The following is a 20,312-nucleotide window of genomic DNA, read 5'->3' as shown; positions in this document are numbered from 1 at the left end:
GCCGGAACGTTTCTCTCCCTGGTGGGCATTATACCGCCCGTACCGAGGAAAATCACTTGAAGCATGGTATCATCTCCGGGAAGACCCTTAAAAATCTCCCGCATGATATTTGGTATCCCAAAAGGGATGAACCAGCAACGGGCAGCCGTCTCTTTTAATCTTTAATCCAACCAACCAAAGCGTTAAATACTCACGGGAGGTAGTTGTTCCGAGGTGTTTTGGGATGGAAGAGATACTGAAGGCTATCGAGGAGAAGGACTGCAGAAAGGTCGCGAACCTCCTCTACTACAAGATGGACGAGCTGAGCGATGAGGAGCTCGGTGAGGTTCTTAAAAAGGCCGGAGACCTTGCCCTAGAATGCAACAACCTGGAACTTTACAAGCTCGTCGTGTACTATTACCATGAACTACTGGGTATTGATAAGATAGGCGAGTTTGAAAAGATGGCAGAGGAGACGGAGAGCTTTGAAGTTAAATTCGAACTTGCGGACCTCTACTACCTCATCGGAGAACTTGAGAAGAGCCTGGAGCTTCACCGGTCACTTCTGGAGGAAGAGGCCGAAAAGGGAAATAAAGAGAACATCGCGAAGGTGTACTATAACATGGCCCTCATCCACGAGGAGCTTCAGGAGTTCGAAAAGGCCAAGGAACTGATGGAGAAGGCCGAAGAGATATACCGGGAGCTTGGAGATGAAAAAGACCTCCTCCATGTAGCCATATACAAAGCGTACGTGACGTTTGAAATGGGAGAGACGTACAGGGCAAAGGCCATGCTGGCGGAGCTACTGCCAAAGGTTCTCGATGATAAGAGGCTACTTTCAGAGCTACACCTCTCCTATGAGGAAATATTCGAGGAGGACGATAACTACGAGGCGGCCCTTCAAGAATGTCTCTACGCGATGGTTCATGCGAGGGAAACCGAGTACTACGATGTGGCCTTTGACGCCCTCATAGACGTCATCTGGCAGCTCTTCCTCGACGATGACTTCGAGACGGTATACCTGAACATGGATATGTTCGCAGGGGCGTTCCCAGAGCTCGGGGACTTTTTCAATGGAGTCAAGGCACTGGCACTCTACAAGGATGGGAAGATGGAGGAAGAAGAGCTGGGCGAGATCATGGAAAAGGTCAAGGAGAGACGGCTACTGGATCTCCTCGAGCTCCTTGGGGAAGCAGAGCTCTGAACTTTATTCTTTTTTTGAGTTCTCTCTACACCTGTAGTTCCTCTCAAACTCGATTATCTGGCGGAGGGCACACTCAAGCTGGGTGAGGTCATCAAGAACGGACTGAAGCTTCATGCGGTACTCGGGATCGGTCGTTGTCTCTATGAGCTTTTCAACGACCTCTTTCAGGGGTATGGCCTCCTTCTCCAGGGTCTCCTTGGGCTGGTGCAGGAACTTCTCAAAGAACGCCGGGATGGGTGTGAAGAACTTGGTCTTGCCCACTTTTCTAACGTTCACCATGTAGTCCTTGGTGAGCTTGGAGAGGGCCACGGATATCGACGACCTGCTCAGGTTCGTAAGCTCAGCGAGATCGTTTATGCTCAGGGGTTCCTCGGATAGCAAGAGGTACGCGTAGACCTTAGCATCGGTATGCGTGTAACCCCACCGCGTCATCATCCTCTCAACGGTTTCAACGAATCTCTTTATCTCCCTAAGCCCCATACGCATCGCCACCTTATCCACGTAACTATACTGTCCAACGTTTTAAAAAGTTTCGATAAATTTAGATATTTCCTGTGGCACAACCCATGACCCTAAGGACGCCGTGATTTAAGTCTTTCCTTTTGAGCGGGGAGATTTACACGTAACATCGGACCCCATGAGAAGAATTTCCTCAAGAGCACACTCAAGTCTCTTGAACTCCTCCAAAACCTCCCCGTTGGCACCACTGTCCTTTAAAAGCCGAATGGCAGGCCTCACCTCGCGCTCCAGCATCTCTCGGGGCTGTCTCATGAATATGTTAAAAAAACCTGGCAGGGCAGAGAACAGCTTGTTCCGGCCTTCCACCCTGGCAACAACAAGGTAGTCACGTGAAAGTTTGGACAGGGCCGTAGAAACCGTTGATCTGCTAAGACCTGTTGCGTCCTTTATGGCGGATATACTCATAGGCTCTTTATTGAGAAGCAGAACCGCATACACCCTGCCCTCACTGAGGGTATAACCCCAACGGGATAAGATATGCTCCACTGCAGCAACAAAGGCCGTCTCTGCCCGGGCATCCATTTAATCACCTCCAACCAAAAAAAGAAAAAAACACCGGACCTTTGAGTCATTCTTTAGCTGTAGCTATTATTGCGCCGCCGATAACTGAGATCCATGCACCGATGGTCCAGAAGCCTCCATCGAAGGGCATTGTTATAAACGCCAGTATGAGGATGCTCCATCCAACCGCCGCGGGGCTCTTCTTGTAGTAGTAGGCCAGTCCCATCATGAGCAGGCTTAGTATTATCTCAACCCATCCAACGGTTGAGACGCTACCGTAGTGCCAGCCGTAGAAGTTGCCGGTGGCAAGGACAACTATGCCATCTATCAATATTAAGAGGGCGCCCAACAGGGCCGTCCAGAGGCCAGTTTTTGCAGAGGCCATCCCATTCACCTCCAAGGGTTTTCAGTATGCACATCGGAAAACTATTATTTAAAATTTTCGGTTATTTCTGATATATCAGCTATAACCGATACAACGAAAACTTTATACGTGAAATTTTTTTAGAAAAGATCAGAGGTGATGAAAATGGATGAAGATAACAACCCCGAGAAAAGGGTTGTGGATGTCATCAAAGAACCCTTCCCAAAAGCAATGAACGCTCCCGGTGTCGTTGAGGAACCTAGTGGTGGGAATCAGATTACAACGGCCTTGAAAGCCTTTAAGCTAGTCTTGGGCAATCCCATCGCCAGAGCACTCATAAGGCCAAGCCTCAGGAGGTACAAGATAAACGGAAGGGAGCTGCCGGCGCTCTATTGGGCGCTGAGCATCTACGCGGGTGAAAGCCTGAACGAACCCATGATGATAAGGTTTCAGGCGGACATAATAAAACTCCTTTTAAAACTAGGTATAAAGCTCGCGCACGGTGATGAAGATGCCGTGAGGGAGGCCCTTCTACGTGACCCGCACATAAGACGCGGCATCTGGGTCGTGCTGGAGGGAATATCAAAGTACGGTGTTACCGTCCCCCAGCGCCTCGCGGGACCTTTCCTCATAGTCTGGAACTTCACCAACATGTGCAACTTCCGCTGCAAGCACTGCTACCAGCGGGCGGACAAACCACTGCAAAGCGAACTGTCCCTCGAGGAGAAGCTGATGCTGGTTGACCAGCTCGACAAAGCGGGAGTTGCCGCGGTGGCCATAAGCGGGGGGGAGCCCACGATACATCCGGACTTCTACAGGGTAGTGAAAGAGCTGGCCGCGAGGGGGATTCACACATCAGTTGCCACCAACGGATGGACCTTTGCGGAGATGGAGAACCTTCGGAAGGCGGTCGACCTTGGTCTGAAGTACGTCGAGGTAAGCGTTGACTCAGCGAAGCCTGAGAAACACGACGAGTTCCGTGGAATACCCGGAGCGTGGGAGCACGCAATAAAGACCCTTGAAAACGCCGTAGAACTCGACATGAGCCACGGAATGGCCACCGTGATGGACAAGGAAACCTACGGCGAGATAGACGACATCCTGGACCTGGCAGAGAACATAGGGGTGAAGCGCGTCATCTTCTTCAACCTCGTGCCCACCGGAAGAGCGGAGGAAATGGTCAAGGTGGATCTGTCTCCGGAGGAGCGCGAGGACTTCATGAAGGAGGTCTACCACCAGATGAAGAAGCGGAAGCTGGAGATACTGACGACCGCCCCCCAGTACGCCCGGGTAACCCTTCTGGAAAGCGGGGGCAAGAACGTTACACCGGCACACTTCTACATCGGCGAGAACAATTCCGTCAAAACCCTGGCCGAGTTTATAGGGGGCTGCGGCGCCGGAAGGATATACGCCGGGATAGAACCGGACGGAAGTGTGGTTCCCTGCGTCTTTCTACCACTACCCGTTGGCAACGTGAGGGTGAGAACCTTCAAGGAGATATGGGAAAACAGCAGGATATTCAACCTCCTGCGCGACAGGGACAACTTCACGGGGCAGTGCAAGAACTGCCCCTACAGGAACATCTGCGGTGGGTGTAGGGCAAGGGCATACCACTACACCGTTGACCTTCTTGGGGATGACCCAGGTTGCATGATAAACAAGCATCTGTGGGAGGATATAGTAAAGCACGGTAAACCCAAGGCCGTGAGCGAGGTCAACTGGGTTGATGAGAGCGTTGTGATGCGCGGGCCCACACTCTACGTACCCGGCTACTACAGCGCCGTAGAGGTGACCGGGAGCAAGATGCTGGAGAGGGCGTACGCGAGGGAAAGAATTCACGCATGAATTTTATTTTCATCTTTTCCACTTCTCAAACGGTTAGGTGGTAGTTTAGCACTATGCAGCGGGCATCGGGAGGACATTCTTGGGTACAACTTAAGGTTCTGAAGGGAGTGTTGAAGAAAGATTTTTATTCAAATAATTTTTCATATGAATTGGTGATAATATGAGTGGAGAAAGCCCCGTAATAGGGAAGGATGTTCTTGGAAGAACCGTCAGGGACTTCTCAAACGTTAAGTGGTACGGCATAGACCGGAAGGAGATACCGTGGTATCCACAGATAGACTATGACAGGTGTATAGGGTGCGGGCTCTGCCTGATGACGTGCGGAGGAAGGACCTTCTACGAATGGGACTTCAAGAAGATGCGCCCGGTAGTCGCGAGACCCTACAACTGCCTCGTGGGTTGCGATACATGCGCCAAGATGTGCCCGAGGGACGCCATAATCTTTCCGCACATAGGTGTGCTGAGGAAGTACAGGGACGAGGCCCTCGCGGTTGCAAAAACAAGAAGAAAGCTCGAGGATATCCGGAAGGGAATGGAGACCGAGGGAAAGGTTGAATCCTCAGAAGGCTACGTATGTCCAGAGAACCGGGGGATTGAGGGGTGACCTTTATCTTTCCCTGGCCTTTACCTTTCTTGTGCACGACTTCTCCCGACCGGAGGGCTATCCCTGAAAAGCCGGGACAACCTCAACACCAATGGGAGAGGACTCGGTCGTCAGGTGAACCTCCTCTCAAGCACCCTCCCGTGTATCGCGGAGCCCACAAAAAAGAAAGCAAGACCGAAGAGGGCCAGCATGATAAAGTCCAGTGAGAGGGGAAGGTATCCCCCACCCATGGAGTGCCGGAGGGCATCAACGTAGTAGGTCAGGGGGGACATCAAGGAGACCCACCGACCATAGGACGGCAGGCTGCGGAGGGGAACGAAGATGCCGCTGATGAAGAGGAGCGAAAACTTCACGAGGGACGACAGCATCATCACGTCAGCAGGGATGTCCGTAGGCGGGTAAGAAGACATCAGAACGGTCATTGCGGAGAATGAAAGAACCGCAAGTATAGTTGACAGCAGGAAAACACCGAAGGATGGGTGGATCGACAGGTAGAACATGGAGGGAATGGCAACGGCGAAGGTTATCGCAAGGCCAAAGTAGAAGAAGGCTTGAAGGTCACCGAGTAGTATGGTGGTAAGTGAAACCGGCGAGGCCACCAGACGCTCGAAAGTTCTGCCTCTGCACTCCCAGGGGATTATCGTCGGACCGACCGCGGTAGAGGTAAAGAACGCGGTCATAGCCGTCAGACCAGTGAACAGCTGCACTCCAGTAAGATTCCGACCTACCAGGAATGCCAAGAACAAAAAGAACGGGAATACAAGGCCCATTATTATCACAGGGCCCTTGAGGTAAAATATCAGCATGTCCTTTTTGACCACCGCAAACGAACGTTTGAAGGTTTTAATCATCCCCACCACCCACCAGTTCAATGAATATATCCTCCAGAGAGGGCGAGAGCGTTTTCAGACTGACTATCTTCAACCCCCTTTCCTCGGCGTATCTCACGAGTTCCCTGATAGTTGCATCGAGATCTTCAGTGTATACCCTAATCTTGTCCCCCCGGCGTTCTATTCCAAGGGCAGTGTCCAAGGTCAAGTTTCCAACCACCATCGGTTCAAAGCTAATCTCCACGGAGAGCCCTTTTCCAAGAGTTTTGAGCCTCTCAGGGGTGTCTATAGCAGCGAGTTTTCCCTTCCTGATTATGGCCACCCTCTGACACAGTTCATTCGCCTCGACCATATTGTGGGTGGTCAGAAATATCGTCCTGCCCTTTCTATGCTCATCTCTGATTATATCCCTTATCATACGGGCGCTTATCACGTCGAGGCCGCTGGTTGGTTCATCAAGGAATAGGACCTCAGGGTCCCCTATGAGGGCCATCGCAAGTATGAGTCTCTGCTTCATTCCCTTGGAAAATGCCCTCACCTTGCTATCCCTTCTTTCATACAGCCCGAAGAGCTTCAGGAGGTCTAGAGCCCTCTTTTCTATCTCTCCCTTCTCCATCCCGTAGAGCTCGCCCATAAGTCTCAGGTTCCCCATTGCGGTCAGGTCCACGTAGGGGTTTGCCATCTCCGGGACGATGCCCATCCTCTCCCTCGCCAGTATCTTTTCGTGTTCATCGAGCATATCGTAGCCCAGAACACGAACCCCTCCAGCGCTCGGCCTTAAAATACCGGTGAGCATCCTGACTGTGGTGGTTTTTCCAGCCCCATTTGGACCAAGAAAACCGAAGACTTCCCCACGTTTAACGTTGAAGCTTACGTGGTCCACAGCGAGAAGCGAACCGTAGTACTTCACCAGTCCAGAAGCCTCTATGGTTTCCATAACCTCTCACACCGGGATGAATTAAAGTTCATCCGTTTAAAACCCTTGTGGGGAACTAATGGGAAACCTTCATCCGGATGGTTGAAAGGCAGAACTTCTTTACAGGAGAAGGAGGGCAGAGACCAACAGAGCCATGAGAAAGTAGGGAATGGAATAGCGGTGGAAGTCCTTTAAACCAACCCTCGCTATCCTAATGGCTATGAGGTTGGCCAGCGAACCCACGATGATGCCGCTTCCCCCAACGTTAACACCCAGAGACAGAGAAAGCCACTCCGGCCTACCGGCCGAGAGGAGGACCGTTGCCGGGACGTTGCTGAATAGCTGACTCAGGGCGGCGGAGATAAATAAGAGACCGACGCCCCCATCCGGGAACATTAAGCCAGCGTTCTTTAACAGAAAAGCAAGCTCGTTGAAATCGATGAATATAAGTGCAAATGTCAAAACCAACACCCAATCAAAACTCCAAAGCACTTCCCTACCCAACAGCAAAAAGGCGAAGAACGTGAAGAAGAAAGCAAGTGGGGCCCTCCCAGTTTCGGCCAGGAACACGTCTGCGACCAGAGAGACAAGCGACACCACCAGGAGGGTCTTCCCCAGCGCAACCGATGGAATCCTCTCAATCGAGAGTTCCTGGTTTTTGATGGTGAGGGTAAACGCAAAAAGAATGATGAGCCAGAGAGAAACGAAGGGAAGCATCGAGCGGACGAACTCCATGAACCCCAGTCCATAGACGTGCCATATTATAATGTTCTGGGGGTTTCCTATAGGGGTAAGGGCCGAGCCCACGTTGGCCGCAATGGCGGAAAACGTCACGGCCCTTGCTGTGTCCACACGGGCAATCTCCGAGGTTACAACTACCAGGGGGATGAAGACCAGCATGGCAGTGTCGTTCATGATGAACATGGAGGAGAGGGAGATCGTCAGGATGAAGAGCAACATTAGGCGCCTTTCCGAGTGGTTGGCAGCTTGTATCAATCTGGGAGCGAGCTTTGAGAAGATACCGGACAGTTCAAGACCCTTAGAGGCCATTATAATCGCAGTTATGACCGAAAGACTCTCCCAGTCGACGAGTTTCGGAGTCCTGCGGAGAAGGCTTGAATCAAGTATAACCAGGGCTAGATAAAGCAAAAAGAGAGCAGTTAGGAACCACTCGCGCTGAATGAAATCTTTAAAACGTCCCGTAGCGCCTTACCTCCTCAGTCAGACCGTAGTCAGGGATGAGCTCCTCCCCTTCGCGGGAAACACGTACGTGGAAGATTATAAAGCTTTTCCATGCAATCGGGACGACCCAGCAGTCCTCAGGTTCCCTGAACTCTGCTGCGTCAAGAACCCTCGCCTCTTTGAGTACACGGTCAACAACCTCACGCGCTTCTCTTCGGTTTACGGCCGCCGATCCGTGGGGCGGGGCACCCCTTGGGCGGGGCATCTTGGTCTTTCCGTCGTAGTGAATCATATCTATGGCAAAATCCAGGTAAAAGACCGGAACATCAACGTGGTCGGGATGAGCTATTGGCTCCCCCGCCCGAAAAAGGGGAAGTGCCCCTCTAACGAGCTCCACCGCTTTTCTGCCATCTTCCGGTTTTAAGGATATATCCTCAGCACGGGGCTCCCTTCGTATCGGGGGAAATGGAGCGGTCATATCATCACCTTCATTAGTTCGTCTACGTGCGTAATAACCTTTACCTCCAGTTCATTCACTACGGATACGCAGGGAGGGGAATCCAATTGAAAATTTTTCATATGGAATATGCATCAATCGAACTAAACCTTATAAGGAACACGGGGCCCCTATGTTTGGTGGGTCTAATGAAAGAAGATTATCCTAAACTATTCGAGCCAATAAACATAGGCAACGTTGAACTTATGAACAGAGCGGTGTTCCCGCCGATATCAACGAACTTTGCCCTGGAGAATGGAAGGCTGACGGGGAGGTTCATCAAACACTATGAGAGACGCGCGAGAGGAGGTGTCGGTCTGATAATAGTGGAGAACATCTCCATAGATTTCCCAGAAGGGAAGCACATGCCGTTCCAGCCAAGGATCGATTCAAAGGCCGTCCTCAGGGACTGGGAATGGCTGGCCTTCGAGGTTCACAAGTATGATGGGGTTAAACTCTCGGTTGAGCTTGCCCATGAGGGGTGGAAGGCGATAGGTGTGGACTATCTCTCGCCCGAGAAGATAGGGGAGCTGGTGGAGAAATTCGCATACTCGGCGAGACTCGCAATGGAGGCGGGCTTTGACATGGTCGAGGTTCAAGGTGCTCACGGACTGCTCATCAACCAGTTTCTCTCCCCCCTGACAAACCACCGCGATGATGAGTGGGGTGATCCAACGAGGTTCGCGGTGGAGGTGAGGAGGCGCATAGCGAAGGAGTGCGGTCGGGACTTTCCGGTGACGATCAGGCTGGCCGTGGACGACTTCCTTGAGGGGGGCATAACCCTGAGGACCGGACGGGAGATGGCCCTAACTCTGGCTAGGGCAGGTTACGACATGATACAGGCGGATATAGGCCTTGGACCGAAGGAAAAACGTCTCGAACCGATGCACTACCCCCAGGCTTGGCGTGCTTACCTGGCAGAGAAGATAAGGCCGCTACCCGTTCCGGTGGCGGCGGTGGGAATGATAAGGGAACCTGCCGTTGCGGAGAGGATTCTTGAGATCCAGGCCGATCTAGTCGTCCTTGGGAGACCCCTGATAGCTGATCCCGACTGGATGAAAAAAGTTGCAGAGGGGAATGAACACCTAATAAGACGCTGCATAGGATGCAGTGAGTGCATTAAGGCGGTTCACGACGAGAAAGGACCCATAAGATGTGGCGTCAACGCTAACGTTGGAAACGAGGAGGAGGTCTCCAGGGCCCCGAGAAAACGCATCGTGGCGGTAATCGGGGCAGGTCCCGGAGGCCTTGAGGCCACGAGGGTTGCAGCCCTGAGGGGACATGAGGTTCATCTGTTCTACGAGGTCTTCGGCGGCCAGCTCACCTTGGCAATGGTCCCGCCCGGGAAGGAGAAAATCGGCTGGCTCATCGAGTACTACCGCAACGTCCTCTCCGGGATGCCCAACGTCCATCTCCACGAAGGGGAAACAACCAAGGAGGATATACTGAGGTTCAATCCCGATGCAATAGTCATGGCAACGGGGGCGAGGCCCTTCCTGCCCTGCAGCGGGGAGCGTGGATTGATAACGCCCTTCGATAGGATTCTACGTGGGGATATCGAGGTCAAGAACAGGAACGTCCTGATCGGTGGCGGGGGCCTCGTTGGGGTCGAAACCGCCCTGTACCTCGCCCAGTTCAACAACAGGATCAGAATAATCAAACGCAGTCCCGCCATCCTCCCAGACGTTGAGAGGATAACGCGCGGCTACCTACTGAGGGAGCTTAAGGAGAAGGGGATACCCATCCTGACAGGCAGACGCTTTGTGAGCGCCGGTGAAGGGTACGCGGTAGTGGAGAACACCGAAACCGGGGAGAAGGAAATAATAGAGTGCGAGGTAATCGTTGGCGCCTTTGGGATGAGACCGTACGTACCGTTCGTCGTAGATGGAATCGAGTACCACATCATCGGCGACGCCAAGTCGGTAAGGAACATAGCCAGCGCAGTGAGGGAAGGCTATGAGGTCGGGAGAAAACTATGAGGCTTATATGACCTCTTTTCTAACATTTCCAGAGCTTCTCAAACCCCTGAATCATAAGAGGTCGATGATCAAAAGGGAAAAGGGGTTAGGCGGCCTCCGGGGCTTCTTTCTCATCTGAAATCCTGCAGTTCCAGAAGCCCGCGATTTTTCTCCACGCCTTAACGTAGCCAACCAGAAACGGTATCTGGAGTATTGGGGTTACCGCAGGTGCTATCGCCATGAGCCCGGTGCCCGCCGCCAGGGCTATCGCCATCGCGGTCCCCTCATTCTTTCCAACGGAGGTAAAGGTTATGGCCATGTGATCCCGGTAAGGGATCCCAGCGACCCTGTCCACGATGGTCATGAAGAGCAAAGCAACTATGTAGTAAAGGGCCAAGGGGATAAGGGCAACGCCAACGATGCTTGGTTTGCTGGCCACCAGCCTGGCTTTTTCCATGAATATCAGGAAGACTATGGTGTACATGCCCAAGAGGGAGATCGCGGGAAAGGCAGGCTTTATCCGCAGGAAGCCCTCTGTGCCGAGTTTACCCATGAGGTAAGCCCTAGTGAGAACTCCGAGTATCATGGGTGTTATGACGACTATGAGGATGGTCTTAACGAGTAGCCAGATCGAGATTGAAACGTGGTAGCTCGATGCGAAAACCTTGAGCCAGGCCGGAACCGTCACTATCGCCATCGTGAAGCTCAGGGCCACGACTATGGTCGCCAGCTCGAGGTTGCCCTTTGTGAAACCGGTGTACGCTATGCTCATTGAAGAGCAGGGCACGACGACGGCCAAGAGGAGCCCAAGGGCAAGCATACGGTTCACAGGATGAAGGAGGCCCGTTATCCAGATTGCCCCGTACATTATGAGCGGGGAGATTACAAGCCCCATTGTGAGAGCTATAGTCAGTTGCTTCCCAAGGCGGGCGCTGTTTCTGAGCTCCCCCAGGCGAAGGTTGATCATCATCGGGTATATCATGCTGATGACGACGAGCATGTTGAGGGTCTTGAGCGCCTCATGATAGGGTTTAAGGTTCGTATGTGTTCCAACGTAGAAGCCCGCAACCATGGCAAGCGTGACATAAACGGGCAGGTATTTATCCAGGTGATTCTTGAATTTCAGCCAGTTCATTCTTCATCACCTCCGCATTCGCAGTTAGTCTTTACAATAAGAACGGGCCTTCTAGTCTGTCTCAGTACGCGAACGGTAGTTGAGCCGAGGATTTCGTGTGAAAAGCCGAGCTTTCCATGGCTGGGGAGGAGTACGAGCGACACGTCCTCCTCATCGGCAACCTTAACGATCTCCTCCCAGGGGCGACCGAATCTAACCACTGGCCTCACGTTTTCAGTCTTGAATATTTTCTTGCAGTCCTCGACCTTAGCCCGGAGCTTTTCCATTGTCTTCTTAAGGAGCTCTCTTTTGACGGCATCGATCTCCATGTTTTCGTCACTGTAGAGGAGGGAATAGCCGTTGAGGAGGTCCTCAAAGGTTCCCTCATCCACCACGTGGAGGAGGATCACCTCACCTACCGCCATACCGTTAGCCCTTTTGAAGTATTTTGCTGCCCTGTAGGAGCCCTCGCTGAAATCCGTTGGAAAAAGGATTTTCCTGAACATGAACCTCACCTGTTGCATTTTTCATTTTAGATATTTTTCATGTGTTAGGCAACCCTAACTGTTTTTAAAGTTTGCTGGCCAGGAGTGGGTACCGCGTGCATACGCACAAAGTTTATATCTGAAAACTTATTCACAGGTTATGGTGAGGGAAATGAGAATAGCCATTCCCACTGAGGATGATAGAGGACTGGAGAGCAGGGTGAGCGGTCACTTCGGTAGGGCCAGGTACTTCGTCTTTGTGGACGTAGAGGACAACGAAATCAAAGGTGTGGAGGTCGTCGAGGTTCCTTTCAAGGAGCACGGGCCGGGAGATTTGCCTGACTTTATAAAGGAGCACGGGGGAAAAGTCGTGTTAGCCTACGGAATGGGTGGAAAAGCGGTTGGCTACTTCAGGGAGTCGGGGGTAGAAGTCATAACGGGAGCGCATGGGAAGGTCAGGGACGTCGTGGAGGCGTTCATACATCAGATGCTGGAAGTCGACCCGTACTGGAAGGAAAAGATAGAGCGGGAGAAAGCCCGCGAGGATTCCCGGTGAGGGCGTATCTCACACATGGGAACTTCCGGGATAAATCAAAACAGGAGGAGTTCACAGGAACTCCTCAAGGCCAAGTTCCTCAATCTTGTTCTCCGTTATCTTTCCTTCCTCAGTCCAGCCTCTAAGGGAATAGTAGCGCGGTAGCATCTCCTTCAGCCTGACGACGTGTCCCTTGTTGGGGCCGTCCGGCATCGGCTCGTCCGTGAGCCTCTTCGGCAGGGTGTCCTCCTTGAGCGGGTCGAGGCCGGCCTTGAGGTTGAACAACCTCTCCGCGTTCCAGATGCGTTCACCTATCTTCAGGTACCCCTCCGTGGTGAAGTCCCACCCAAGGGCCGCGTTGAGCATGTCGCGGTAGTCGTCCCCGCCCAGGCCAAAGGTGGTGAAGACACACAGTCCCGCGGCGTCTATTATCGCGGTGAGGTTCTGGAAGAGTATGAGCATTTTGATCTTCTCGTCGCTTATGTCGTGCGGATCCATCTTGTACGGGTAGCCAAGGATCTCCGGGCTTATCATGTAGGCCTTGATATGGTCTCCACCGCGGTTATCGGTGGCGTAGCCCAAACCATGTCCCTCGGCACCCCTCGGGTCGTAGGCCGGGAGTTCCTGCTTTTTGACACCCATGAAGTACTCGGTTCCGTTGTACATCTCGGCCAGTCGGTAACCTCCCTCGGCCAGTTTGTCCCCGAAGTCCTTTCTGTAGGCTATCCTCTCGATGTAGTAGTGGAGAACCTCAGTGTTGCCCCACCTGAACGGGGGAGCATCCTCACCGAGGTCTTCCTGCTTGAGCAGGCCCTTCTCGTAGAGCTCCATGGCGGTGGCGAGGGTTCCACCAGTGGAGATGGTGTCCATTCCCAGGTCGTCTATGAGGTGGTTGGCCTCGATGATGCTCGCGAGGTCGTTTATGCCGAGGTGGGCTCCAAGCGCCCAGGTGCTCTCGTACTCCGGACCCTCTGTAACTCCAACTGTTCCTACCCTGTTGACCCTTCCACAGCCGATCGGACAGGCGCAGCACGGTTTGTTCCTGACGAGGTACTTTGCGGTCATCGCCTCGCCGCTCTGCTCCTCAGCGTATTCAAAGACGCCAGTCTTGAAGTTCCTGGTCGGGTAGAGACCGTTTGAGTTTATGATATTGACCAGAACCGCGGTACCGTAGTTCGGAGGACCGCCTCCCGCGACCGGATCCTTCTTCAGCTTCTCTATCTTCTCCTTAACAACACTCGTGAACTTGCTCCTGTCAGCAACCTCAACGCGCTTATGACCCCTCACGACTATGGCCTTGAGCTTTTTACTGCCCATGACGGCACCTACACCACCCCTTCCAGCGGCGCGGTGACCGTTGTTCATAACCGCGGCGATCTTTACGAGGTTTTCACCGGCTGGGCCGATGGACGCTATCTGAACGTGCTTGTCCCCAATCTCCTTCGTCAGGGTCTCCTCGGTCTCTCCCACGCGCTTGCCCCAGAGGTGCGATGCGTCCCTGAGCTCAACCTGATCATCGTTGATGTACAGGTAAACCGGATGGTCAGCATTTCCTTCCACTATAACGGCGTCCCAGCCCGCAAACTTGAGCTCGGCCCCGAAGAAGCCGCCGGAGTTGGCCATTGCTATATAACCGGTCAGGGGGCTCTTGGTTATGACCATGTACCTCCCGCCCGTCGGGGCAGTGGTTCCGGTCAGGGGACCAGTGGTGTACAGTAGCTTGTTGTCGGGGCTCAACGGGTCAACCTTTGGATCGATCTCCTTAAACAGGTAGTGGATCTCGAATCCCCTGGTCCCGAGCCATCTCTGAGCGAACTTTTCATCGAAGGTTTCTTCGCTAATCTTTCCTGTGGAGAGGTTTACCCTCAGAATCTTTCCCCAGTATCCAAACATGTCTCGTGCCTACATACATTCATCGTGTTATTAATGTACATTGATGCTAATAAGATTGACGAAAGCAGAAAGTATGAACATCAAGGTATAAATTAATCCAAAACGCTTACCAGTAACCCTTGATGCCCTTCATCGGGACGGGACACAGGACTATGCGGCGGGCCCACAAACAGTCGGCGCAACTTGGGGTGTTGCCCCAGCAGTCAGCTTCAGTATCGTGGACAAAGGAGCACGACGTGTTGAGAGGACAATCGGTGCAGCTGGGATAAAGCGCATTTTCAACAACAAAACGGAACCAGCCGTAATCTCTGCTCGTCCATATGTCCTTCAGGCTTTTATCCTTCACGTTGCCAAAAGAGTGGGCCAGGACTTTTTTCTCCCGCCCGAAAACGACCTCAGGATATGTATGAAGCAGCCTGTAGCAGGGGGAGACCTCCCCATCCCACCGGATAACGGTCGTCTTGTTCTCCACAAAATCACAGTGTCTCTCCGTCCTCAGCTTGAACTCAGGCAACCTCAGTACAAAACCGCCGTAAATCGACTGAAGTTCCTTGACCACGGAATCCATATCGACGCTCCCGTCGTAGACTATTGTCCCGCTGTGTTCCCGTCGAATCGGGACGATGTTGGATATCAGCAGGCTATCTATACCTACCTCGCCCAGGAACCGCGCTATATCCGGGAGGTGCTCGTAGTTCTCCTTACTGGCAACTACCTCAACCCCAACGTGGGGGAAGTACTTTCCCATCTCCCTCTTGGTCTCCTGGATGAGTTTTATCCTGTCAACCGCGACACTGGGCATTATGTGACCCAAACGGGTCGTCTGGGTCGGTATGGTGTCCAGGGAGATGTAGATCAAATCGGTCTCAAGCTCAACGAGCCGCCGAATCCGCTCTTTCGTCAGTAGAAAACCGTTCGTACTCATTCCAAGTGCAAATCCACGCTTCTTTACCTCGGTCACCATGTCTAAGAACCTGGGATGAACCGTAGGCTCCCCTATGCCCCCAAGGTAGATCATCTCCAGGTCCGGAAACTCTTCTGCGTCGTCAAGGATCTTAAGGAACAGCTCCCACTCCATGTCCCCCTCCCTATCCTCCCAGTACTGCTTAAAGCACATCTCACAGTGAAGGTTGCAGCGGTTGGTTATCTCAATGTATAGGTAGCGCATGTCAGCCTTCTGTGGGATCGATAGGGTGGCCCCGCCAACTTTGAATGTATGAGCTTCTCCTTCCATGCAGTACACCCAGCATAAATGCTAGTTCCCTTCTGCTTTTATACTTTTCCGGAGCGAATTGGACATAAATGGGTAATCAAAGGAAGGGGCTGGGGCATCTGTCCCGAAAAAGTTACAAGATATCCCAAAAGGGAAATTGGAGAAGGTCGGTTCGCTGACCTCAGACCCCACGCGTTCCTGGGGGCATCGGAGCCTTTATGGGTGCCCCGAAGGCCCTGTCACCAGCATCGCCCAGACCCGGAAGGATGTAGCCGTGCTCGTTGAGTTCCCTGTCCACTTTGGCAACTACCACATTGAGCTCCGGGAACTCGCGCTTGAGGCGCTCTATTCCCTCAGGGGCGGCAAGGACACCAAGGACCATCAGACGCTTCGGTTTTCCATACTTTGAAAGCTCCCGGAGGGCCCTGACCAGCGTTGAGCCGGTGGCGATCATTGGGTCAGCGACTATGACGGTGTCCTGCGGTGTTATCCTCGGGATCTTGATGTAGTTCATCTCTATCTCGAACTCCGGAGCCTTTCCACGCGACGCCGAGACTATCCCCACCCGAGCATGCTCAAAGACCTTTATCAACCCCTCCATCAGAGGTATTGCGGCACGAAGAACCGTTATTATGACGACATTGCGCCGGTCCTTAACCAGGATGCCTTCCGTGGCCTCAAGGGGGGTCTCGATCCGAACCCTCTCAACGTCCATGAGCTTCGTCAATTCGTATCCCATGTACCGTCCAAGCTTTACAAGACCCTTCCGGAAGGGTATGCTGCCCGTCTCCCTGTTCCTCAGCTCCGTGAGTATCTCCATGATAAACGGGGAATCCTCAAAGGAGTAAACACCATCCCATCTCTCGTCTCCAATCATTCCTCAGACCTCCGCATCTTCCAGTTGATATAGGATTTCATTCACTCCCTTTATAGGTGTTGGTACGCTCCCCCCACGCAGCAGAGGATGGTGCTGGGCAGTTCTGTCCAGAACAGTACGTGTTTAAACTCAACTTTCCAACCATCGGTTTGAGAAACATATAAACGCTTCCTGCCCAAATTCCACCGGGTGATAGGAGTGATAATCGCAAAGCCGTGTACAACGATGAAAGGCCTCGTTATAGGGGCGTACTCCTGGGAGAAACCTGTAGAGATCGACCTCACTCAAACCGCGGAATGCCTGAAGGAGAGGGGATACTCCATAGAGCGGCTCATCCCCGGGATGCTGCTGATAGCCAAGGTTGAGGGATGGGAGTTAAGCGTCTATCCCAGTGGAAAGATCATAATAAAGCTCCTCGATGAGGTAGAGAAGGGACAGGAAATCGCGCGCATCGTGTACTACTGTGCCGGAGTGCTGGAGGTGGTTCTATGAAGATTCCGGAGGATGTTAGGAGGGATATACCCCTGACGGGCGAGGTCATCTACTTCGACAACACGGCAACCTCACTTACGCCGAAGCCAGTCATCGAAGCCATGGACGAGTACTACCTCAAATACCGCGCCAACGTCCACCGCGGGGTTCACCGGCTCTCTCAGATGGCCACTGCCAAGTACGAGGAGAGCAGGAAGGTGGTGGCCGATTTCATCAACGCCGGGTTTGAGGAGATAATCTTCACGAAGAACACGAGTGAGAGCCTCAACTTGGTCGCCCTCGGCTTAGAGGGGCTCTTCAAACCGGGCGACAGAATAGTCACCACCCCGTACGAGCACCACTCCGACCTGCTCCCCTGGCAGAGACTCGCCAAAAAGAGGGGCCTCAAACTGGATTTCATAACGGGGGACGACGAGGGCAACCTCGATCTGAGCGACGCCGAGGGGAAGATCAAGGGCGCGAAGCTGGTCGCGGTTCAGCACGTTTCCAACGCACTCGGGGTCATCCACGAGGTGGAAGAGCTGGGCAAGATGGCGAAGGAAGCCGGGGCGATATTCGTCGTCGACGCGGCCCAGAGCGTCGGTCACATGGAAGTTGATGTGAAGAAGCTCCACGCGGACTTCCTGGGTTTCTCCGGCCACAAGGGGCCGATGGGACCAACCGGGATAGGGGTGCTCTACGTCAACGCAGAGTTTTTTGATACTTTTGAACCACCGCTCATAGGCGGGGGGACCATCGATGACGTTGAACTCTGCTGTTACACATTGACGGAACCCCCGGAGAGGTTCGAAGCGGGAACACCGAACATAGGAGGGGCCATCGGCCTCGCCGCAGGGATAAGGTACATTGAGAGAATTGGACTCGGGGAGATTGAAAGACAGGAGCACAAGCTCGTAAAGAGGATAACCGAAGGACTCGATGAACTTGAAGTCCCATGGTATGGGCCAAAGAACCTTAAGAAGCATGCGGGTGTGGTGAGCTTCAACGTGCCGCCGCTACATCCCCACGACGTTGCGGCAGTACTTGACGAGCATGGAATTATGGTGAGGAGCGGACACCACTGCGCCCTGCCGGTAATGAAGAAGCTTGGGATAAACGGGACCGTCAGGGCATCCTTCCACGTTTACAACAGCCTTGAAGAGGTCGAGAGGTTCCTTGGGGTCATGGAGGAGCTAGTAAAAGGGGTGAGGGGCTAAAGGAGCAGCTCACCCCACGCAACATCTATGGTCTCTGGAGTGCGGTAGATAAAGGCCGCCTGTCCTTTGTGAACGTGCTTTCTCATCGGACCAGGGGGGACACCGTTGGCTTCATACAGGACACTCTGCGTATCCGGGTCGTGGTAGAGGAGCAGTGTTGGGCCGGCGAGGTTCATAATTGAATCGATGGCGTACTGCGTGGCGAGTACCGTGACCCGTCTTCTCATCGGTCTCGTTATCAGAGGGATGGCGGCTCCCCCAATATTACTGTAGGCGAGAACAGCAGCGTCGTTTACGCCTATGACGGTGTTGCGCCTCTTTCTGACTAGGGCGCTCACGATGAGAAATGCCATTCCCGCCACCGTTACGCTGTAGGTTTCACCGAGGTTCACCAGGAGTTTCTTTCCAAATTCCGGTGGTTTTCCCGAATAAAAGGCCTTGTCCAAGGGGGTGTAACTCTCCTGGATGACCTCCGAGTACTTTGCCTTCGCCTCTGCCGCTTCGGGGACGCTCTTCACTCTCCCTGCGAGAAAATCAGCATAGAGCCGCTCGGTCAGGGTTCTGTCAAGACCGTAGATGGTCTGGATTATGGTGGCCGCGGTGTAGCCATCCAGACGGCCCTGAGACGCGAGTACTAAGGGATCAAGGCCCGTCTTCCCCCCATCCCTCACCCGAATTACGGTGTCGAAACCCTCCTCCGGGAAGTCGCCTTCAGTGTCAAAGATGACGACCCCGTAATCAAGCTTCCGGTACTCGTCGGCAAAGTACTTCAAAGCCTTCCCGGGCCACTCATCCATTCCAAAGACCTTCAGAGTTCGTCCATAATAAACTGGGTCATAAAAAACGTCCTCTACTTCCCGTTCAAACAGCTTGACTGCAATACGACTGTACTTCACAAGGCTCACCCGCTTAAACTACGAGAAGGAAGTATAAACGGCTTCTGGTTCAACCCTTAAACGACCTTAACCATCCTCTCCATCCAAGGACTGACCCTGACCTTTATGTAACCCCTGAGTTTCTCATCCACCTCACTATCCCCTGTGTAAACCCTGATGAAACCGTCCCTCACCTTGGAGGGGGCCGCGACCACTATAATATTCTCCTTCGGGATGTTCCTGAGTACCTCAGCGGAGAACTGCTGGTTGCCCCTGCCAAATAGGAAGTTCAGTCCACCGATTACCGTGACAATCACCTTTGGCCGTTTGTTCACGAAGCGAAGGAGATCGCCCTCAGCGGCGTCCCTGACGAGGAGCCGGGCTTTTCCATTCCGCACCTCAACGATATCAACACCCAGGAGTGTACCGTCTATTCCAAGCATGTCCTTAAGCCGTTTTATTGTGGAGCCGGCCCCCAGAAAGTAGACGCCGTCCTCAAGTTCATCCGCGAGTGCCTCTATTGTCGCTTCAATATCCTCCGCCTCGTCCGTTTTTGTGGGTTCCTTTGCCCCCTGGAGGAGGAGTTCAGTGTAGGGGGTAAGAACCTTCCCGTAGTGTCTGGGCCGCACCTCATCGTGTCTGAACGCGTTCTCATCCAAGTCCATGACATCCCGTTCGACCAGCCGCGCATTTCCCAAGAGAAACTCAACGAGAAGCCTGGCGGCGTTTTCGGGTGAGGCGGCAAAGATTCCAGAGAACATCTTCACCCCAGTCGGAATACCCAGGATTGGAAGCTCTCCCCCAACGGCTTTAAAAACGTCCCTCGCGGTACCATCACCGCCCGCGAAGACTAGGATATCCACGTCCCCCTTCATTCTTCTCGCCAGCTCCTCGGTATCCTCGGCCCTCGTATCCGGCAGTTTAACACCCATGACCTCACGGTAGCCAACTTCCCTGTGCCGTATGACATCGTAACGGAAGTCAAAATCTTTCAGTACGCTCTCACCCAAACCATCCGGACCCGTCATGAACCGTATCCCCTGGGATTCTCCGTAGTGGCTGAGCTCGTGAAGGAATAGCCTTGTCAGGTCCTCCGCGATGGGCCTCGCTCCCCTCTTTACCGCTTCCTCAACAACGCCATCAGTACCTTTCAGCGCCACCCTGCCCCCCATTCCGGCGATTGGGTTGATTATCAGTCCAGCTATCACCTTCCGTTCTCTTCCCATTTTCATCC

21 protein-coding genes are annotated in these 20,312 nt (G+C 53.2%); 7 read left to right on the top strand and 14 right to left on the bottom strand.

Going from position 1 to position 20,312, the window contains the following annotated elements:
* The first annotated feature begins 223 nt into the window (after positions 1-223).
* The gene (locus MVK60_RS07660) at positions 224-1,183 is read left to right on the top strand and encodes a tetratricopeptide repeat protein (RefSeq protein WP_297438076.1); all 960 of its coding nucleotides are present in this window, start codon (positions 224-226) and stop codon (positions 1,181-1,183) included.
* 3 nt (positions 1,184-1,186) lie between these two features.
* Here MVK60_RS07660 and MVK60_RS07655 read toward each other — a convergent pair whose 3' ends face one another.
* The 3 genes from MVK60_RS07655 to MVK60_RS07645 all read right to left on the bottom strand — a co-directional run bounded on the left by MVK60_RS07655 (position 1,187) and on the right by MVK60_RS07645 (position 2,588).
* Entirely contained in the window at positions 1,187-1,684 is a 498-nt protein-coding gene (locus MVK60_RS07655; protein WP_297438074.1) for a GbsR/MarR family transcriptional regulator, read from the bottom strand.
* Positions 1,685-1,771: 87 nt separating this feature from the next.
* Positions 1,772-2,224 carry a GbsR/MarR family transcriptional regulator gene (locus tag MVK60_RS07650; protein ID WP_297438072.1) on the bottom strand — a complete coding sequence of 151 codons (453 nt, stop codon included), beginning with the start codon at positions 2,222-2,224 and terminating at the stop codon, positions 1,772-1,774.
* Positions 2,225-2,270: 46 nt separating this feature from the next.
* A complete protein-coding gene (locus MVK60_RS07645; RefSeq protein ID WP_297438070.1) occupies positions 2,271-2,588 on the bottom strand; it encodes a hypothetical protein in 318 nt (105 codons plus the stop codon).
* Between the two features lie 138 nt (positions 2,589-2,726).
* On the opposite strand from MVK60_RS07645, the gene MVK60_RS07640 reads away from it, so the two are divergent.
* Positions 2,727-4,412 (top strand): radical SAM protein, encoded by a 1,686-nt coding sequence (locus MVK60_RS07640; protein WP_297438068.1) that lies wholly within the window; start codon positions 2,727-2,729, stop codon positions 4,410-4,412.
* Between the two features lie 160 nt (positions 4,413-4,572).
* Positions 4,573-5,016, top strand: a complete 444-nt coding sequence (locus MVK60_RS07635; RefSeq protein WP_297438066.1) for a ferredoxin family protein — start codon at positions 4,573-4,575, stop codon at positions 5,014-5,016.
* A gap of 110 nt (positions 5,017-5,126) precedes the next feature.
* Here the strand turns inward: MVK60_RS07635 and MVK60_RS07630 are convergent, their stop codons facing one another.
* From MVK60_RS07630 to MVK60_RS07615, 4 genes are all read right to left on the bottom strand, one after another.
* Entirely contained in the window at positions 5,127-5,867 is a 741-nt protein-coding gene (locus MVK60_RS07630; protein WP_297438098.1) for an ABC transporter permease, read from the bottom strand.
* A complete protein-coding gene (locus MVK60_RS07625; protein ID WP_297438064.1) occupies positions 5,860-6,783 on the bottom strand; it encodes an ATP-binding cassette domain-containing protein in 924 nt (307 codons plus the stop codon). The genes MVK60_RS07630 and MVK60_RS07625 overlap by 8 nt, the downstream gene beginning before the upstream one ends.
* Before the next feature lie 99 nt (positions 6,784-6,882).
* A complete protein-coding gene (locus tag MVK60_RS07620; RefSeq protein WP_367270877.1) occupies positions 6,883-7,911 on the bottom strand; it encodes an SLC13 family permease in 1,029 nt (342 codons plus the stop codon).
* A 40-nt stretch (positions 7,912-7,951) separates the two neighbouring features.
* Positions 7,952-8,422: a hypothetical protein gene (locus MVK60_RS07615; protein WP_297438063.1), complete on the bottom strand. Its 471-nt coding sequence runs from the start codon at positions 8,420-8,422 to the stop codon at positions 7,952-7,954.
* A 167-nt stretch (positions 8,423-8,589) separates the two neighbouring features.
* Between MVK60_RS07615 and MVK60_RS07610 the strand changes: the two genes are divergently transcribed.
* Entirely contained in the window at positions 8,590-10,419 is a 1,830-nt protein-coding gene (locus tag MVK60_RS07610) for an FAD-dependent oxidoreductase (protein ID WP_297438094.1), read from the top strand.
* 85 nt (positions 10,420-10,504) lie between these two features.
* Here MVK60_RS07610 and MVK60_RS07605 read toward each other — a convergent pair whose 3' ends face one another.
* Together MVK60_RS07605 and MVK60_RS07600 are read right to left on the bottom strand one after the other, a co-directional pair.
* On the bottom strand, positions 10,505-11,533 hold the full coding sequence (locus MVK60_RS07605; RefSeq protein ID WP_297438061.1) for an arsenic resistance protein: 1,029 nt from the start codon (positions 11,531-11,533) through the stop codon (positions 10,505-10,507).
* Positions 11,530-12,018, bottom strand: coding sequence for a universal stress protein (locus MVK60_RS07600; RefSeq protein WP_297438059.1), 489 nt, complete (start codon positions 12,016-12,018; stop codon positions 11,530-11,532). Before MVK60_RS07600 ends, MVK60_RS07605 begins: the two co-directional genes overlap by 4 nt.
* Before the next feature lie 151 nt (positions 12,019-12,169).
* Between MVK60_RS07600 and MVK60_RS07595 the strand changes: the two genes are divergently transcribed.
* Positions 12,170-12,553, top strand: coding sequence for a NifB/NifX family molybdenum-iron cluster-binding protein (locus MVK60_RS07595; RefSeq protein ID WP_297438092.1), 384 nt, complete (start codon positions 12,170-12,172; stop codon positions 12,551-12,553).
* Positions 12,554-12,604: 51 nt separating this feature from the next.
* On the opposite strand, the gene MVK60_RS07590 is transcribed toward MVK60_RS07595, so the two are convergent.
* The 3 genes from MVK60_RS07590 to upp form a co-directional block, all read right to left on the bottom strand.
* Positions 12,605-14,425 carry an aldehyde ferredoxin oxidoreductase family protein gene (locus tag MVK60_RS07590; RefSeq protein ID WP_297438058.1) on the bottom strand — a complete coding sequence of 607 codons (1,821 nt, stop codon included), beginning with the start codon at positions 14,423-14,425 and terminating at the stop codon, positions 12,605-12,607.
* A gap of 106 nt (positions 14,426-14,531) precedes the next feature.
* Entirely contained in the window at positions 14,532-15,659 is a 1,128-nt protein-coding gene (locus MVK60_RS07585) for a tungsten cofactor oxidoreductase radical SAM maturase (RefSeq protein ID WP_297438056.1), read from the bottom strand.
* 160 nt (positions 15,660-15,819) lie between these two features.
* Entirely contained in the window at positions 15,820-16,515 is a 696-nt protein-coding gene (gene upp / locus MVK60_RS07580) for a uracil phosphoribosyltransferase (protein WP_297438054.1), read from the bottom strand.
* Positions 16,516-16,713: 198 nt separating this feature from the next.
* On the opposite strand from upp, the gene MVK60_RS07575 reads away from it, so the two are divergent.
* Positions 16,714-17,007 (top strand): hypothetical protein, encoded by a 294-nt coding sequence (locus MVK60_RS07575; protein WP_297438090.1) that lies wholly within the window; start codon positions 16,714-16,716, stop codon positions 17,005-17,007.
* Positions 17,004-18,203 carry a cysteine desulfurase gene (locus MVK60_RS07570; RefSeq protein WP_297438052.1) on the top strand — a complete coding sequence of 400 codons (1,200 nt, stop codon included), beginning with the start codon at positions 17,004-17,006 and terminating at the stop codon, positions 18,201-18,203. Before MVK60_RS07575 ends, MVK60_RS07570 begins: the two co-directional genes overlap by 4 nt.
* On the opposite strand, the gene MVK60_RS07565 is transcribed toward MVK60_RS07570, so the two are convergent.
* Both MVK60_RS07565 and MVK60_RS07560 read right to left on the bottom strand, forming a co-directional pair.
* Positions 18,200-19,108, bottom strand: a complete 909-nt coding sequence (locus tag MVK60_RS07565; RefSeq protein WP_367270876.1) for a hypothetical protein — start codon at positions 19,106-19,108, stop codon at positions 18,200-18,202. The genes MVK60_RS07570 and MVK60_RS07565 overlap by 4 nt on opposite strands.
* A gap of 47 nt (positions 19,109-19,155) precedes the next feature.
* Positions 19,156-20,286, bottom strand: coding sequence for an ATP-NAD kinase family protein (locus MVK60_RS07560; RefSeq protein WP_297438086.1), 1,131 nt, complete (start codon positions 20,284-20,286; stop codon positions 19,156-19,158).
* Positions 20,287-20,312 lie beyond the last annotated feature (26 nt).

The organism is Thermococcus sp. (assembly GCF_026988555.1).
Classification (GTDB): domain Archaea; phylum Methanobacteriota_B; class Thermococci; order Thermococcales; family Thermococcaceae; genus Thermococcus.
The sequence above is the reverse complement of the archived record's forward strand: the minus strand, read 5'-3'. Positions and strand labels throughout refer to the sequence as shown.

Coding starts and splice junctions, on each gene's coding strand:
- MVK60_RS07660 (WP_297438076.1), top strand. CDS start 224: ATGGAAGAGATACTGAAGGCTATCGAGGAGAAGGACTGCAGAAAGGTC.
- MVK60_RS07650 (WP_297438072.1), bottom strand. CDS start 2,224: ATGGATGCCCGGGCAGAGACGGCCTTTGTTGCTGCAGTGGAGCATATC.
- MVK60_RS07645 (WP_297438070.1), bottom strand. CDS start 2,588: ATGGCCTCTGCAAAAACTGGCCTCTGGACGGCCCTGTTGGGCGCCCTC.
- MVK60_RS07640 (WP_297438068.1), top strand. CDS start 2,727: ATGAAAATGGATGAAGATAACAACCCCGAGAAAAGGGTTGTGGATGTC.
- MVK60_RS07635 (WP_297438066.1), top strand. CDS start 4,573: ATGAGTGGAGAAAGCCCCGTAATAGGGAAGGATGTTCTTGGAAGAACC.
- MVK60_RS07630 (WP_297438098.1), bottom strand. CDS start 5,867: ATGATTAAAACCTTCAAACGTTCGTTTGCGGTGGTCAAAAAGGACATG.
- MVK60_RS07625 (WP_297438064.1), bottom strand. CDS start 6,783: ATGGAAACCATAGAGGCTTCTGGACTGGTGAAGTACTACGGTTCGCTT.
- MVK60_RS07615 (WP_297438063.1), bottom strand. CDS start 8,422: ATGACCGCTCCATTTCCCCCGATACGAAGGGAGCCCCGTGCTGAGGAT.
- MVK60_RS07610 (WP_297438094.1), top strand. CDS start 8,590: ATGAAAGAAGATTATCCTAAACTATTCGAGCCAATAAACATAGGCAAC.
- MVK60_RS07605 (WP_297438061.1), bottom strand. CDS start 11,533: ATGAACTGGCTGAAATTCAAGAATCACCTGGATAAATACCTGCCCGTT.
- MVK60_RS07600 (WP_297438059.1), bottom strand. CDS start 12,018: ATGTTCAGGAAAATCCTTTTTCCAACGGATTTCAGCGAGGGCTCCTAC.
- MVK60_RS07595 (WP_297438092.1), top strand. CDS start 12,170: ATGAGAATAGCCATTCCCACTGAGGATGATAGAGGACTGGAGAGCAGG.
- MVK60_RS07590 (WP_297438058.1), bottom strand. CDS start 14,425: ATGTTTGGATACTGGGGAAAGATTCTGAGGGTAAACCTCTCCACAGGA.
- MVK60_RS07585 (WP_297438056.1), bottom strand. CDS start 15,659: ATGGAAGGAGAAGCTCATACATTCAAAGTTGGCGGGGCCACCCTATCG.
- upp (WP_297438054.1), bottom strand. CDS start 16,515: ATGATTGGAGACGAGAGATGGGATGGTGTTTACTCCTTTGAGGATTCC.
- MVK60_RS07570 (WP_297438052.1), top strand. CDS start 17,004: ATGAAGATTCCGGAGGATGTTAGGAGGGATATACCCCTGACGGGCGAG.